This is a genomic window from Mycolicibacterium setense (assembly GCF_000805385.1).
In the GTDB taxonomy this organism is placed as follows: domain Bacteria; phylum Actinomycetota; class Actinomycetes; order Mycobacteriales; family Mycobacteriaceae; genus Mycobacterium; species Mycobacterium setense.
In genome coordinates this window covers 177,523-192,011 of record NZ_JTJW01000001.1, presented here as the reverse complement: position 1 = coordinate 192,011, position 14,489 = coordinate 177,523, and the positions used below count along the sequence as shown (strand labels likewise).

Sequence of the window (14,489 nt, the reverse complement as noted above, 5' to 3'; positions counted from 1 at the left end):
AGCGCGATCGGTGGTCGTTAGACGGAGCTGTGACTCCCGGTCAACCGCGCAACCGGCCAATACTCGCTTCGTCGCTTGGCCTTTCCGCGTCGCTTTCCTTCGGATTGAGCGGTTCGCGAGCGGGTCTGACGATATTCGACAACCTGCACAGGATCGCTACGGTTTCATGCTTGCGCTACGGAACTCGCTATGGTTATAGTCGTAGCACTGCTACGGTTTAGCTATCGGAAAGGTCCGCCATGAAGGTCACCGCCAACACCCCAAGCGCCCTCGGACACCGCCTCACGCTGCGTAGCAGCACCGCGGCCGGGCGGCCCTCCGCGTCCGTGACCAGGCTGGCCACTGCCAGCGTTCTGGCCGCCCTCGCCGTGGCAGGCTCGGTGGGGACGGCGGCGGCAACGCCGACCGCGCCCCCTCCTCAGTTCTCCTGGTCGGGATCGGACAGCAGCCCGCTGGCAGGAGGCCTGGACGTGCTGTTGCTCAGCCCCCGCGAGATCTCCCGGATCGCAGGGACCGACAGCACATTGCGCGACGGCAAGGTTGAGCAGGCCTTGAGTAACACCTACTCCGTCACTCCCGCTCAATGCTTGTCCGCCTACGCGCCGGGACAGTCCGGAGCGTACCTGGACGCCGCGCACCAACAGGTCGCGTTCAAGTCGGTGTTCACTCCCCGCGACAGTGACGGTGACCAGCTGACAGTGCCACACGGAGTGGTCGAGTTCGACAGCAAGCAGGACGCATTGGCCTTTATGACCGAGACAGCGTCGGCATGGAAGGCCTGTGACGGCGCCACCGTCACCGAAGCAGAGGGTGGCCGCTGGGAAATGGGCCGCACCCGTGTCAACGAGGAGCGCACCGTGGTCACCCTCGATCAGAAATCGACCAAGGGTTCGGGCACATGCGAACGCGCCATGGCCGCTTATCGCAACGTCTTCATCGACGCCATGTACTGCAGCCCCAACCAGGAGACCATTGGCATGGCGGCAGCCGTCGTGGAGAGCGTCGCCCAGAAGGCGGCCTCCAATTGACCTCATGCTCTACGGCCCGGCGTGCCCTCGCGGTCGACCTTTGTCCCGCGGGGGCACGCAATCACGGCATGGTGCGCCGCCCGTACGCACGGGCAATTTCCCTGGGCGCCAGGTACCGGGCGGAGTCAGCACCGACCATGATTCGATACACCGTGTGCAACACCGCCAGCGCACCCGAACAGAGCAGCGCAAAGGTAGCTCCCTGTGACCCACAACAGTGACGGCGAGGAGACCCGGCCCTACGCCGGCGGACACCTCCCACCCAGCGCCAGGCAACCAGCTCCCCCAGGCCCACCGCCCGGGCCTTGGTTCCCCCCGACATCGGCCGGTTGGCCGCCGCCGCCGACGGGTTTGGGACAAGTCCCGACGCCTCCACGACGCTCCGGATCCAGCCGCACCATCGCTGTCGTCACCATCGTCGCGGTGATAGGCCTCGCCGGGGCGGGACTGTGGATATATCGATCCAAAAGCACTGGCTCCCAACAGTCATCGGAGTCCGCGGCGGCTCAGACTTCAGAGCCATCACCTACGGTCGACGCGACGCCAAGCACGTCGCCCACCACGCCATCCTCGCCGGCGTCTACACCTGCGACACCACCGGTGAGCAGCGCCGAGCTGGCCAGCTACCTGCCCAGCGCCGGGACGCTGGAGGGCCTGCTCCTCACAGACCCCCTCACCCGCACTGCTGATGCCGAGACCACCTACACCACAGTGAGCACCGACCGCCCGGACTGTGGCGGTGCGCCCAACGTTGCGCTGCCGACCGCCTACGACCGGTCGGGCTACACCGCTATTCGAACGCAGGAGTTCTTCACCGAGCCCGGTCCGAACGGGCAAGACAGCGTCACGCAAGCGGTAGCGGCCTTCCCCAGCGAGCAAGCGGCGAGAGATTTCATTGCTCTGGAGACCAGCCGGTGGGGTAACTGCAAGTTCGATTTGGTGATCATCAACAACCCCGACGGCGACGCCATCGTTCGCCAGATCTCAAGCCCCACCACCAAGAACGGCGTGATGACCCTGTCGATCCATTCGCAGATGCGGAGCAAGCTGGGATGCCAGCGCGGACTCGGCTCTCGCCGCAACATCGTCATCGACGTGCAGATCTGCAGCCGGTCAGGCAGTGCGCAGGCTGCCGAACTGATCTCCACCATTGCCGACCGAATCCCCAACAACTAAGGCAGGCTCACCACCTAATGAGCAACCACGATCCTGATCGCGACGCCGACATGACCTCCGATTGGCCCACCGATCAACCGGTCCCCCCACCAGCCGACGATGACGGCGGCCCGACGATAGCGGCGCCCCGCCACCCCCCAACAGCGCCGCCACCCATCTACCCGCCGCCACCGCAGTACGGTTACGGCCAGCAGGCTGCGCCGGCGTGGCCGCCACAGCCACCGGCCGCAGCGGGTGGAGGGTGGCAACCTCCCCAACCACCGCCCGGGTATTACCCCGGCCACCCCGGCGGTGCAACTACGCCACCGCCGGCCAAGAAGAAGCCCTGGGGTCTGATAGCCGGCGCGCTGCTCCTCGTGGTTCTTCTGATCGGGGCGGGCGTGTTCGTCTTCGGCGACGGCGCCACATTCGGATCGGACACCAAAACCGACAAGGCCGACAACCCGACTACCGCCTCGCAGGCACCCAATCCCAGTGCGGCGCCGGGAACCTCCGGTAGCGGCTCAGCGACACCGAGCCCCTCCCAAACGCCGCCCCCCGGCTCAGCGACGATCGATCCTGCAGCGCTGCCAACACTGCTGGAATCAATCCCTGCCCTCAATGAGAAGTACAAGGCGAACCTGGTCCCGGCCGCAGACCACCTGGCCACCAAGCCGTTCAACGGGCTCACGGTCAAGCCGGGCACCTGCGGCGGCGCGCTCCTGCCCGGCATCGACTACGTCTACGGATTCGCCAACTACGCCGGATTCTCCGGCCAGATCCTCAATGACGACGCGACCCGAACCAAAGTGATGCAGGCCGTGATCTCGTACGACAGCGAAACCAAGGCCACTCGTGCTTTCAACATGAACTTCACCCCGTGGAAGAACTGCGCCGGCACCAGCGTCACCGCTGAAGGTGGAGGCAGCACACAAACGATCAATATGGGCTCCGTGGCCGAAACCGACGGCATCGCGACAATTTCGATGTGGCGGGCCGACGAGCCAGTCGGGGGCGCCGACAGCTTGAGCTGCGAACGAGCCATGACGCCCCGCAAGAACGTCATCGTCGACGTCCGAGTCTGCGTCAAGCGGGATGCGAAGTCGCTCGGGGAGAACCTCGCCAAGACCATCAGCCAACGGGTCGCCGATACACATTGACCGTGCACCCAAACCCCATGGACTCCAGCCGATTCCGTCCATCGCCCAGCCAATGACCGAGCTCACTCCGCTCGCAGGCGGACCCACCGCCGCTCTCGTCTAACCGACACCCCACGTAGGACAGGCTGAACACTCAATGAACCGATACGACCCCAACCGCAACCCTGATGAGGACGCCACCACCGTGGTGCCCCGCCACACCCCGGTCCCCCCTTCAGCGCCACCGCCGACCAGCCCGGTACCTCCGGCGACGTCCGGCTACGGCTACCCCACCGCGTCGGGATGGCCGTCCCAGCCGACACCTCCTGCAGCAGCGAGTGGAGGCTGGCCGCCGCCCCAGCCGCCCGGATATCCCGCCCCCGGCTATCCCACCGGTAGCCCGACACCCCCACCAGGCAAGAGGAAACCCTGGGGTTTGATCGCGGCGGCCTTGATCGCCGTCGTCATTCTGGCCGGTGCAGGCGTATTCATCCTCGGCGACGGCATCAACTTCGGATCCGACGACAAGAAGTCCGACACCGCCTCCTCAAGCTCCGCCGACAGCGGCGCCGACGAAGGGGCCGGGAGCTCATCCGGTGGCTCTGGGTCATCCGGTAGCGGATCCAACTCCTCACCCAAAACCTCCGAAGCCCCCACGGTCGGCGCCGACGGGACCGTCGACCCAGCCGACCTGCCGGGCCTTTTGGCATCGGCCGGCTACCTCAACGAAAAACTCGAGGCCGACCTCACCCCGGACGGGTCCGTGCAGTCCGAGCCGTTCAGCGGGGTTCTGGTAATGCCCTCCAACTGCGCCGGCGCCATCCTGCCCGGCATCGATTACGTCTACAAGTCGGCCAACTACACCGGTTTCGCCGGACAGACCCTCGCCGACGAAGCGACAGGTATCAAAGTCATCCAGTCGGTGATCTCGTTCAACTCTGAAACCGAAGCCACCCGTTTCTTCAACGACGAGTACACCTCCTGGAGGGCCTGCCACTACACCGAGGTCACCGTTTCCGGCGGTGGGCAGCACGACGTCTTGAAGACGGCTGTGTCCTCCGAGAGCGATGGCGTTGCCGGCATCATGATCGTGCCAGGCGACAAGCCAGCCGGGAGCGCGGGTGGCTGCGACCGCGCCATGAGCCCGCGCAAGAATGTCATCGTTGAGGCACGGGTCTGCACACCTAAGGGCACCATGACACTAGCGCATAGCGTCGTCAAAGACATCGGTAAGAAAATCACCGGCAAACGCTGATCACAACGCGATGCGGGCCCGGTCAACCACCGCAGTCGAACGGGCCTGCGTCGGGTTTGAAATAAAACGCACAGAACATAATTCATGGCGCGACATGAATAGTCGGGCGGCACCTACCTCCACTACGACCGCACAGGCGCTGGATGAAGCCGACGTCCGACAACGGATGGGTGACTGGGGAAGGACTGGGCTCCACGCACTGTAAAGCGCCCCGCCAGCACCGCCGTCACCGGCTCGCCCGTGCCTGTTGGCTAGCCGGGCGACACGGCGCACAAGAACTGCGCTCGCAGGCGCGCGAGCGCCTGACCGTTGGCGAGTTCGAATCGGTATTGCGGATGGCGCCAATAGAATTCGACAAACGCGCTCAGGCCATGCCCGCCCGGTGTGTACACGCCCGGCTCAGCCAGAATGCACTCCGTGCCATCGGCCATGACCATCACCAGAGGTGTCCAAGGCGATGATGTCGAACTGGTCGAGTGGTCAGTGATGGCGGTCACGTCATCCCAGCGCCCACCGGACCCGGTGAAGCTGAACCCGTCGCTGGTGAGGGTGACACGACCGATGCCGCCGCGCCGGATGAGAAAGAGCAGCGCAATCCCCAGTCCCGCCGCCACCACCACCGACCCAAGTGTGAACTGAGTGCTGTACTCGCCCGCAATTGGATAGACAGGCATGCCGGTCGCACCGAGCAATGCACACCACGCTGCCGCCAAGCAGCCCACGATGAGGGTGGCGAAGGCGAGCATGTCGAGACGCTTGTCCGGTCTCAGGACTGTGCCAGCGGGACCGAAGGTTCCGCGCGCGACCGCCGAGCTTGACACAACGCCGGTGGCGATAATGGTTACCCAGAACGCTGCGATGCCGAGCAAGGCCGGCGCCGTCAGCCAACTGCGCTGCGTCCCGCTCACCACCGCCCACGCCACGAACGCGATGGTGAGGCCGCCACTGAGTACGAAGTTGAGCCAACGCAGCGCCTTGGGCATCGTTTCCTCACTGTTCTTCTGTGTCGGCGCTGCGCGCCCCCGGCCTCAGCGTCCACCCCATCGTCACCGCCCGGGCCACCGCTGAATGTCGTTGTGTGTTAGTGAAGTTCATCGATCAGCTGCGGCACCCACGTCTTATCGAGGAATTGGGTGGCCAATGCGCCCCCTGGGTTGGCAAGCGCGGCAATGGTGTCGGGATCATCCACGATCACCATCGCTCCTCGGAACGCACCCAGCTCGGCCGGCAGACCAGCTGCTCCGCCACCACCAGCGGCCTTATCGGTACGGATCACCACTAGTACGTTGGTGTCGATGCCGTACAGCCTGGCCATGTTCCCCACCGTTCGCGTCTCGGCCGTCTCCCCCTCCTCGCGCGCGAGCTTGAGGTCATAGGTCAGTCCGAGTGAGGTCAGGAAGTCCGCGGCATTGGACGGTGTCAGCGTCCAGCTGTATCCGGTATCGGACATGTTCAGCACGGAGACGGTCTTACCCGCCGCCTTGCTGTTCTGGTTGCGCAGATCATTCTGCTGGACAGCGATCGTTGACGTCAGCTGTTCAGCAGCGCCTCCCTTGCCCACGATCTTGGCGATCCACTTCAGCTGCGCCTGCCAGTTCCACGGCTCCTCGCCGACCGGACGGGTGATCGTCGGGGCAATGGCCGCGAGACGCTGATACGTCGCATCGTCAACGTCGCCAGTGGCCAGAATAAGATCGGGTTTGGCCGCCCCAATTGCTCCGGTGTCGATGAAGTTCATCACCGCGGGTTCAGCAGTGAGCTCGTCGCGGATCCAGGACGGTACGGTCCCCCCGGGCGATGCGATGGCTACCGGTTGTATCCCCAACGCCAACAACGCATCCGCGTCACCAGGCCCCAGCGCAGCTACCGCCCGCGGACTCGCAGTGATCTCGGTTGCGCCGTGAACATGCGTGATCGTCTGGGGTGTGTACGGAGCATTGTTCGGATTGTTTCGATACAACAACAGGAATCCCGCGACCGCTACCACGGCGACCAGCAGCATGGCGGCGGCCGGAATAGCAATACGCCGCTTGAGCGACTTCTTTTCCGGCGACGGCATCGGCACCGGAGATCGGGGCCCTGGCGGGGCACCGGTGAACTCACGGGGTTGAGTACGGGCGTGGGCTGCGCTGAACTGGCCGCTGGGATAGGGCACGGCCGGACCTGAGTTCGGGGTCGGCCCGGTGGGCCGTCCCCCCATGGTCGGTTGTGGTCCGCTTGGCCGCCACTGGGCAGGACGGCCCGCCGGGTGGGTGACCCCCTCGGAGAACGGCGGGGCGGAATCCCACTCCTGAGTGACTGTAGATCGGGGCACCGCCGTCGTGGTATCCGCGAGCGCGGCGGTCGTCGCCTCGGCCAGTTCACGGGCCGTCTGGTAGCGCGCGTCGGGATTCTTGGCCATGGCCTTGGCGATGACATCGTTGAGACCGACCGGCAAATGTGGTGCGAGGTCAGTCACCTTCGGTGGATCTTCGAAGACGTGTGCCGTCACAATCGCTGGCACACCACCCCGGCCGGCGAACGGGGTCTTACCCGTCAACAGCCGAAACAGACTGCAGCCCAACGAATAAATGTCGGCTCGATGGTCGAGTTGATCGGAGGTTCCACTGAGCGCTTCGGGCGCAGCGTAGGCGATCGACGCCATCACCGTTCCGTCGGTGGTCAAATGGGCCGTGTCATCTTTGGCGCGCGCAATGCCGAAGTCCGCCAGAAAGACCCGCTCGTCGTCACCGTCGTGTTCGGCAGGAGAGATCAAGAAGTTCGCCGGCTTGACATCGCGGTGCAACACGTGACGACGGTGCGCGTAGTCGAGGGCTTTCGCGACCTCGCCGATTACATGGGCAGCCCGATCAGGAGTCATTCTGCCGTCGATCAATTCGCGATCAGCATCCGTGCCTGCGACGTACTGCATCGCGATCCACAGCTGACCGCCGTCGGTCTCCCCTCGGGAATAGACAGCGACAATGTTGGGATGACCGAGAGTTGACGCTACGGTCGCCTCGCGCTCAAACCGTGCCCGGAACTGAGGATCGTTGGAGAACTCGGCGCTGAGGACTTTGAGCGCATCGCTGCGGGGCAGGGTCGGATTCGCGGCGCGATAGACGATACCCATGCCGCCCCTGCCCAGGACACCTTGGATCGCATATCCGCCGACGACGTCACCAGGCTTGAATTCCATTGTTGCCTTTTACCTTCCGACCAGCATCAGATACTGGGCTGCGAGTTGCTGTGCGGCGTCACGAGGTTGCTGGGACGAAGACTGCAGCACCCAACGGTCGGCAGCAACGACACAGCTGGCCCGCATCATCAGGATGCCTGCTCCGGCGGCATCGAAACACCTTGCCGTGGGCATGCCCGGTACTTCCACAGACGGTTTGGCGTCCTTGGCGAGGCTTTCTGCAATCGTCGCCGCGAGATCCTTGGCCGCTGCGGTGTCACGTGCCTGGAAAACATACATCTGGCTCTGGCCTATCGAAGCGGCGTCGACACCGGCGGTGTCCAACGGCTCAGCCAGGCTCGGGTGGTCGTAGTGCAGCACGCCGTGCGGCCCGTAGACACCCTGCATGGTGGTCGGTTTGTCGATACGCAGTGTGCGCGCAATGAGGTGGGTGGGGTCTAGCTCCATTGTGGGAAACTGGGCCGGGTCGGTCGGCTTGAACGCATCGACCGCCGGGATCTGCAGGTCGAGAGTTTTTGCCACCACCTCTTCGAGGATTCGCCCCTCATTGGTTCTCGAGATTTGGTACAGCACGTAGGGGCCATGTGCGGCGAAACTAACCACCTCCGAACTGCCGTCGTAAAGTCCGCGGATCGCCAGCGCCTCAGGATGACCCGGGATGGTTGTCGGTTCTGGATTGGTCAAAAAAGACGGAATGTCGCGGGCCGCACCAGCGAACGCCGCAGCATCTTCGGCAGTGGGGAACCGCAACACAAAGTTGGTCAGAGAGGTCCGCGGCTTGTCAGCCTCCAACGTACTGGCACGGCCGGTGACGAATCCATTGATGAAACCGTGATCAACAGCGATCTGGCCGGCCGGAGCACCCATCACATGATCGACACCCTTATCGGAGAGGGCCGGGCCGATAACGGCCATCAGCGGCTCAGTGAAAGCCGGGTCGACCTCCCAAGGACCAGTGACATGGTCGGAGAGTCGCTGAGCATCCACTTGCCTGGCGCCGTTCACCTCCGGCTTCGGATTGGGGTATGGGGCGGTGTCGTAATTGCCCGGCTGCAGCAGTGCGGTGTTGACGGCATCGGCAGCCACCGCAGGGTCCTTGACGGCCTGACCGCCTATCACGCTGCTGCACCCAGTCGCCACCACCGTGATCGCCGCGACCGCCCCTACGACGCCACGCAGCCGGTTGGCTGCCTCGCCCCGGATCATTTGGCGGCCAAGATGAGATACTGTGCGGCCGCCATCTGATGCACGTCCTTGAGCCGCGGTCCTTGCACCACGAAGACGTCTCGATCGAAAGCCCCAGTGCACATGAAATTCTGTTCACCGATGCGATTGCAGGTGCTGCCGGGCAAATTGGGCACCGCATCGGCGGGAGATCGACTGCCACCCTGCGTATCGGCGTACCCGGTTGCCAGCTTTTCGGCCGCCGCTCCGTCACGAGTGCGGTATAGCCACCCGTCCCCGACCACTGCTACATCCACTCCAGCTTCGCGGTACGCCTTGCCTGCGGCAATCGGATCCCGTTCGACATGCAGCATGGCCCGCGGGCCCAAAGTTGCATTGTTGGAGAATGTTTCGCCGTCCTTGGCGACGGGCAGCGCACGCGCCAACAGCCCCGTCGGATCCTTGGGCAGGTTCACCAACTCTGCCGCAGGGGTCGGAGTGAACGAATCAATCGCCGGTAGCTGCAGATCGAGTGTCTTGGCGACCAGCGACACCGCCTCGGCAATGTCGCCGCCGGTCTCCGCGGTCTGCATCAAGACAAAAGGACCGCGGGCGGTGAATGAGCTCACGCGATTTGTCACTCCCGCCTGCTGGTACTTGGTGGAGGTGGACGCGACGGCAAAGGCCTCGTCGTGACCGGGAATCGCCACCACCGACGTGCCCTGTCGAGATTCATATTGGGCGGCGAAATCCAGCATCTTTTGAGGCATGTCGTGTGCTGCGGCTTTGGCTGCCTCGGGATCCTTCATCTCCAGCACGACATTGATGAGGGCTTTCTGGTTTTCGATCTTGCGGGTCGAAACGTAGCCGGTGATCATTCCCGGTTTGCCCGGTTCAGCCGCCTGTTCGCTCGTGACCAACTGCAGTTTCTCCGGCAGGATGGGAAGTCCACCGAATCCCGCGAGGCCGAGCCCTGCGGGCTCGTTGATGGCCGGATCTACCTCCCACGGCCCCACCACGACGTCCGCAAGCCTGTTGGCCTCCAGAACCGCCCGGTGTTGAGGTCCACCCCCATTCCCCATGGGAGGCAATGGCTTTGTCGGGTAGTTGCCCGGGTCCAGTGCAGCTAGGTCGACCTCGCCGGACGTGACCCCGGCCTGCTCGGCAGCCTTGGGCTGCGCCTCCGATGCCTCCCTGGTGCAGCCCACTGCCGTTACGGCGATGGTGATGGCGACGAATGCCCCCGCAATTCTGATCATCCAGCTGTCCTATTCCCCGAATCCGATCCCAACGCTGCAATGAATCGTTGCAGCTGAACCTCAACCCCACCACCGAGTTCAGCCCCGGCCTCTGCCCGTCTGATGTCCTCGGCACTGACCCCTGCCATCGGCGCGGCCTCGTCGATGCTCAACTCCGCATTTCGACGTGCGGCGAACAACCGCTGACCCACGGTTGCGTAAGGAGAGGCCGCCGCAGCCAGCGTCAGTTCGCGGCGCAGACGTCGGATCTCCCCCAGGTCCCGAACCATCTCGATCGAACTGCGAGATGCGTTGACGGCCAACTGCTCGAGCCGAGCCAGGTCCGAGGTCACGGCGGCAACCCGCGCTGGATAGTCAGGCTGCGCCGGATTGGGCAGCGCCGCGATCTGACTGCGCGTGGCACCCAGAGCGATTCCGATGGTCTCGGTTACCAGCGTGACCTCGACGGTGGAGGTGACTTCGCCGGCGCCGTCGTATCGAAGCAGCTCCGTCGGGCCATCGGCGTCAGCGCTCGTCGGAGCGATCGGCGTCGAGCGGCCGTCCGCAAGAGGCGGACGAACGACGCCGGCGCGGACCTGACGGCGCAGTTGCTCGATCGCGCCCTTGGGCCACTGCAGCGCCTTCTCCAGAGAATCCTCGGTCTTCGCCCGTGGCTGACTGCGCCCTTTCTCGATACCGATGAGCGCTCCGGCATTGACGACGCCTTCGTCGGCCAAGGTGCGCTGGCTGATACCGAGCTCTTTGCGCCGCCGAGCAATCTGCTCACCGACGTGGACGTTCACCGGATCCCGGGTCGAAAAAGACATCGGAATACCCGCGACGGGGTGCCCCAGCATCACGTCCACCTCGGAGTCGGGTAACACAGTGAACTCGCCGTCGACCCGGTCGTTACCGATGAAAACCCCGTTGCGTCCGACGGCTCGGGCGATCCATTGGCCATCCCTCGCCGTCACCGTGATGTGCTCGCGGGATATGCGGTTGTCCGGGATCCGGATCTGCGCACCGGTGTTCTCGGCACGCCCCACAGTGATCGGCGCCTGCCCCGACTGGAAAGTCTCAAGATGGTCGAGCCACTTGATGGTCAACGCGGGAGCCTGGCCGACTTCGCCTACGAACGACTCCGCTGATGCCATTGGCGTATCTTAACCGTAGCGGCGCTACAGGTTTGCGGTGCTTCAGTTTTCCGTCGCACTTCAAACCTGCTGCGGTGAGTTGCCGAACCGCTCACAAAATTGGTGCTCAGTCACCGCTCTGCGAGCACGTAACGTAGCCGCTAAACACTTGTTGCCCTTTGACGTGAGGAACGCCCGGACGATGGCCGATCAAGACCCGGCGGCAGGGGACGTCTCGATCCCCTCCGCAGCCGATCCCGACAAGACACAGTTCGTTACTCCGGATCGCGGGGCGAATGTCTCTGACGTGCAGTCCGATGACGAACAGCGGACCCGGATCGTCAACTCAGCGCCGTCGGCATTCGATGAGGACAAGACTCAGCTGGTCATTCCGAAAGAGACTCCGGCACCGGCCAGGGGCGACGAGCCCCAACAGCCGGCCGGACACCCCGCGCCGAATGCGCGCCCCGCTCCGCCGACGCCGCAGCCGCCATTTGTCGCAGTTCCGCCGCCGCAGCGGCCCGGTTATGGCACGCCACCGCAGCCGCCCGCTGGCTACGGCACTCCACAGTCGCCGCCTCCGGGTTACGGCACACCCCCACCTGCGCCCGCGGGTTACGGCACACCGGCGCCGCCCCAGGGTTACGGAACGACGCCGCCGCCAACCCCAGGTTTCGGAGCCACACCGCCACCCCCGGGATTCGGCGCGACACCGCCGCCGCCCCCCGGTTTCGGAGCCACGCCACCTCCGCCTCCGGGTTATGGAGCCCCGCCGCAGCCGCCGGGTTATGGCACACCACCGCCCCCGCAGGCTGGATACGGCCCCTCAGGCCCTGGCGGGTACCCCCAGAATCCGCAGAATCCGTATTCGGCGAACGGCGCGCAAAGTCCCATGGAAGCGGCGAATGCGCTGCTCTCCAAGAGCAATTCATTCATCGCGCAGCTGATGTCCCGTGGTATTCGCGGCGAATTGATCCGTCAGCCGTGGTTCCAGAAGTGGCGTCAGACGCCGCAGCAGGCTGACCAGTTTGTGTACATGACCTTCGCGGCAGGAATTGTGCTGACGCTTCTGTTCGGGTGGATGGGCGCAGTAGGCGTGATTCTGGGGCTCGGCGTCGGTATCGGCCTGTGCTACCTGTACTTCGCCCTTGGCACCAAGAAGGCTCACCAATTCATCGCCTACGGGATCTGCGGCGTCGGCGTGGTTCTCTCACTAATCAGCGTCTTGTTCACAATCACGACCCTGATCGATCTGAGTTCCGTCCGATACGCCACCGGTGGACTCATGATCAGGCTGGTCTTCAGCCTCGGCGTGACCGTGATCGCCGGCGCGATTCTGGCGTACATCGGCATACAGGTTCATCGCGGCATTCAGCGGATGTCTTCGCCTCCGCGCTGAACGTGGATCCACACATGGCTGGTGTTTTGGACCGGCCATGACAGCGAAAATGCCTTCCGGCCTGATAACTGAGGATATTGACGCCTCTGCTATCAAAAGCTATCGGAGGGCATTTTTCGTGTCCTCATCGGCGGATCATGCTGTGCCAGTCCACCTTCGGTGACTCCGAGCCGAGTTCTGATTGTTTGCTGCCACCAAACTCTCACGGGTCAACTACGGTCAACCTGTGTTGTAGTCGATACTTGAGAGCGGTCTATTTCTCGTCGTCTCACTTTCGGAGGAGATTCAGTCGTGCCCGACCCCGACGACACCTTGCGCAGAGAGCTCGGCTGGACGGGGCCCGAGGAATCTCATTTTGAACCGGATACCCGGCCGACCCGCCGTAAGCGTCCAGAGCCGCCACCGTCGATTCCCGGGCGGCCGCCGGTGAATTTCGTGCCGTCGAAGCCCTCGGAGAACACCGGGCCCGACGATTCTGCTCCGTCTCAGGGCGCGCCGACCGATCCCGATGCCGAACGGGCGCGCAACTCGTTCCGGGAGACACCACCGGCACCGCCGACGCCGCAACAACAGGCACCTCCTCCGCCTCCGCCGCCGTCGGCCCAGCCTCCGCATGACGGTCATCAGGCCTCTCACAACCAGGCCCCACCCAACTTGGGCAATCCGGATGCCCGGACCGATACCTGGGAGCATCAACCCCCCGGCTGGCAGCTTCCGTCGCAGCGACCCCCCGGCCCCGGGGGCCCGCCGCAGCACCCCTATGGCGCGCCGCACGGCCAGCCCTGGCCCCCCGAAGGCGGATTCGCCCCTGATCCGGGTGCCGCCGCGCCAGGCGTACCGCCATTGCCGACGGGCTCGTACGCCGATCGGATCCGGGTCAACGACCTGGTGCCGCCCCGGCGTCAGCCGCCCGGCAGTGGTTGGCGGCTTTTCGTGTACCGGGCAACATTCGGGATGATCAATCCCGGCCCGTCGCCCGAGGATCTTCGTCAGGCCGAGCTGGAGACCAAGATCAAGGGTCTCCTGCGAGGCCACTACAAGGTCGGGGTGATGGGCAAGGGCGGGGTCGGTAAGACCACTGTCTCGGCCAGCATCGGATCGATCTTCGCTCAGTTGCGTCAGGACGATCGCGTGGTGGCCATCGATGCCGACACGTCGTTCGGGAAGCTCGGCAGCCGCGTGGATCCCCAGGCGCAGAGCTCGTACTGGGAGCTCGCCAACGACAAGCACCTGGATTCCTTCGCCGACGTGCGCAGCCGGGTCGGCAACAACGCCGCCGGTCTGTTCGTCCTCGCCGGCGAGGGCACGCCGGCCCGGCGCCGGGTGCTAGACGCGGCCATCTACCGCGAGGCAACCACCCGACTCGACAAACACTTCTCGATCTCGGTGGTGGACTGCAGCTCGACCATGGATTCCCCGGTGACACAGGAGGTTCTGCGCGATCTCGACGGATTGATCGTGGTGTCCTCGCCGTGGGTCGACGGTGCAGCCACCGCCGGCCAGACGCTGGACTGGCTGGCCGCACACGAGATGACGGGCCTGCTGCAGCGCACGGTGGTGGTACTCAACGACTCCGACGGCCACGCCGACAAGCGCACCCGCTCGATCCTGGCCGGACAATTCTCAAGCCAGGGCCAGCGGGTGATCGAGGTGCCGTTCGACGGGCATCTGCGTCCCGGTGGCGTCGTCGACCCGCGGGAGATGTCGACCGCGACCAGGCGCCGCTTTCTCGAGATCGCCGCGGCGCTGGCCGAGCACTTTCCAACCCACGACGAGCGCCGGGACCGCTGACCGAACGCG

General features: G+C 64.7%; 11 protein-coding genes. 6 read left to right on the top strand and 5 right to left on the bottom strand.

What is annotated here, in order from left to right; translation table 11 throughout:
* Positions 1-239 precede the first annotated feature (239 nt).
* The 4 genes from QQ25_RS00935 to QQ25_RS00920 all read left to right on the top strand — a co-directional run bounded on the left by QQ25_RS00935 (position 240) and on the right by QQ25_RS00920 (position 4,577).
* Positions 240-1,028, top strand: a complete 789-nt coding sequence (locus QQ25_RS00935; protein WP_039376628.1) for a sensor domain-containing protein — start codon at positions 240-242, stop codon at positions 1,026-1,028.
* A gap of 600 nt (positions 1,029-1,628) precedes the next feature.
* Positions 1,629-2,204, top strand: a complete 576-nt coding sequence (locus QQ25_RS30900; RefSeq protein WP_039376626.1) for a sensor domain-containing protein — start codon at positions 1,629-1,631, stop codon at positions 2,202-2,204.
* 17 nt (positions 2,205-2,221) lie between these two features.
* Positions 2,222-3,343 (top strand): sensor domain-containing protein, encoded by a 1,122-nt coding sequence (locus tag QQ25_RS29945; RefSeq protein WP_157847780.1) that lies wholly within the window; start codon positions 2,222-2,224, stop codon positions 3,341-3,343.
* 415 nt (positions 3,344-3,758) lie between these two features.
* The gene (locus QQ25_RS00920) at positions 3,759-4,577 is read left to right on the top strand and encodes a sensor domain-containing protein (protein ID WP_039376622.1); all 819 of its coding nucleotides are present in this window, start codon (positions 3,759-3,761) and stop codon (positions 4,575-4,577) included.
* A 251-nt stretch (positions 4,578-4,828) separates the two neighbouring features.
* Here the strand turns inward: QQ25_RS00920 and QQ25_RS29670 are convergent, their stop codons facing one another.
* The 5 genes from QQ25_RS29670 to QQ25_RS29665 all read right to left on the bottom strand — a co-directional run bounded on the left by QQ25_RS29670 (position 4,829) and on the right by QQ25_RS29665 (position 11,311).
* Entirely contained in the window at positions 4,829-5,560 is a 732-nt protein-coding gene (locus tag QQ25_RS29670) for a hypothetical protein (protein ID WP_052235538.1), read from the bottom strand.
* A 98-nt stretch (positions 5,561-5,658) separates the two neighbouring features.
* Positions 5,659-7,755 (bottom strand): serine/threonine-protein kinase, encoded by a 2,097-nt coding sequence (locus QQ25_RS00910; RefSeq protein WP_039376619.1) that lies wholly within the window; start codon positions 7,753-7,755, stop codon positions 5,659-5,661.
* A 9-nt stretch (positions 7,756-7,764) separates the two neighbouring features.
* Complete coding sequence (locus tag QQ25_RS00905) at positions 7,765-8,841, bottom strand: DUF7373 family lipoprotein (protein ID WP_131546053.1); 1,077 nt, start codon at positions 8,839-8,841, stop codon at positions 7,765-7,767.
* A 116-nt stretch (positions 8,842-8,957) separates the two neighbouring features.
* Positions 8,958-10,001 (bottom strand): DUF7373 family lipoprotein, encoded by a 1,044-nt coding sequence (locus tag QQ25_RS00900; RefSeq protein WP_457920753.1) that lies wholly within the window; start codon positions 9,999-10,001, stop codon positions 8,958-8,960.
* 173 nt (positions 10,002-10,174) lie between these two features.
* Positions 10,175-11,311 (bottom strand): FHA domain-containing protein, encoded by a 1,137-nt coding sequence (locus QQ25_RS29665; RefSeq protein WP_052235537.1) that lies wholly within the window; start codon positions 11,309-11,311, stop codon positions 10,175-10,177.
* An 871-nt stretch (positions 11,312-12,182) separates the two neighbouring features.
* Between QQ25_RS29665 and QQ25_RS30895 the strand changes: the two genes are divergently transcribed.
* Together QQ25_RS30895 and QQ25_RS00885 are read left to right on the top strand one after the other, a co-directional pair.
* The gene (locus tag QQ25_RS30895; protein ID WP_039326677.1) at positions 12,183-12,689 is read left to right on the top strand and encodes a hypothetical protein; all 507 of its coding nucleotides are present in this window, start codon (positions 12,183-12,185) and stop codon (positions 12,687-12,689) included.
* Between the two features lie 291 nt (positions 12,690-12,980).
* Positions 12,981-14,480, top strand: a complete 1,500-nt coding sequence (locus tag QQ25_RS00885; RefSeq protein WP_039376612.1) for a MinD/ParA family ATP-binding protein — start codon at positions 12,981-12,983, stop codon at positions 14,478-14,480.
* Positions 14,481-14,489 lie beyond the last annotated feature (9 nt).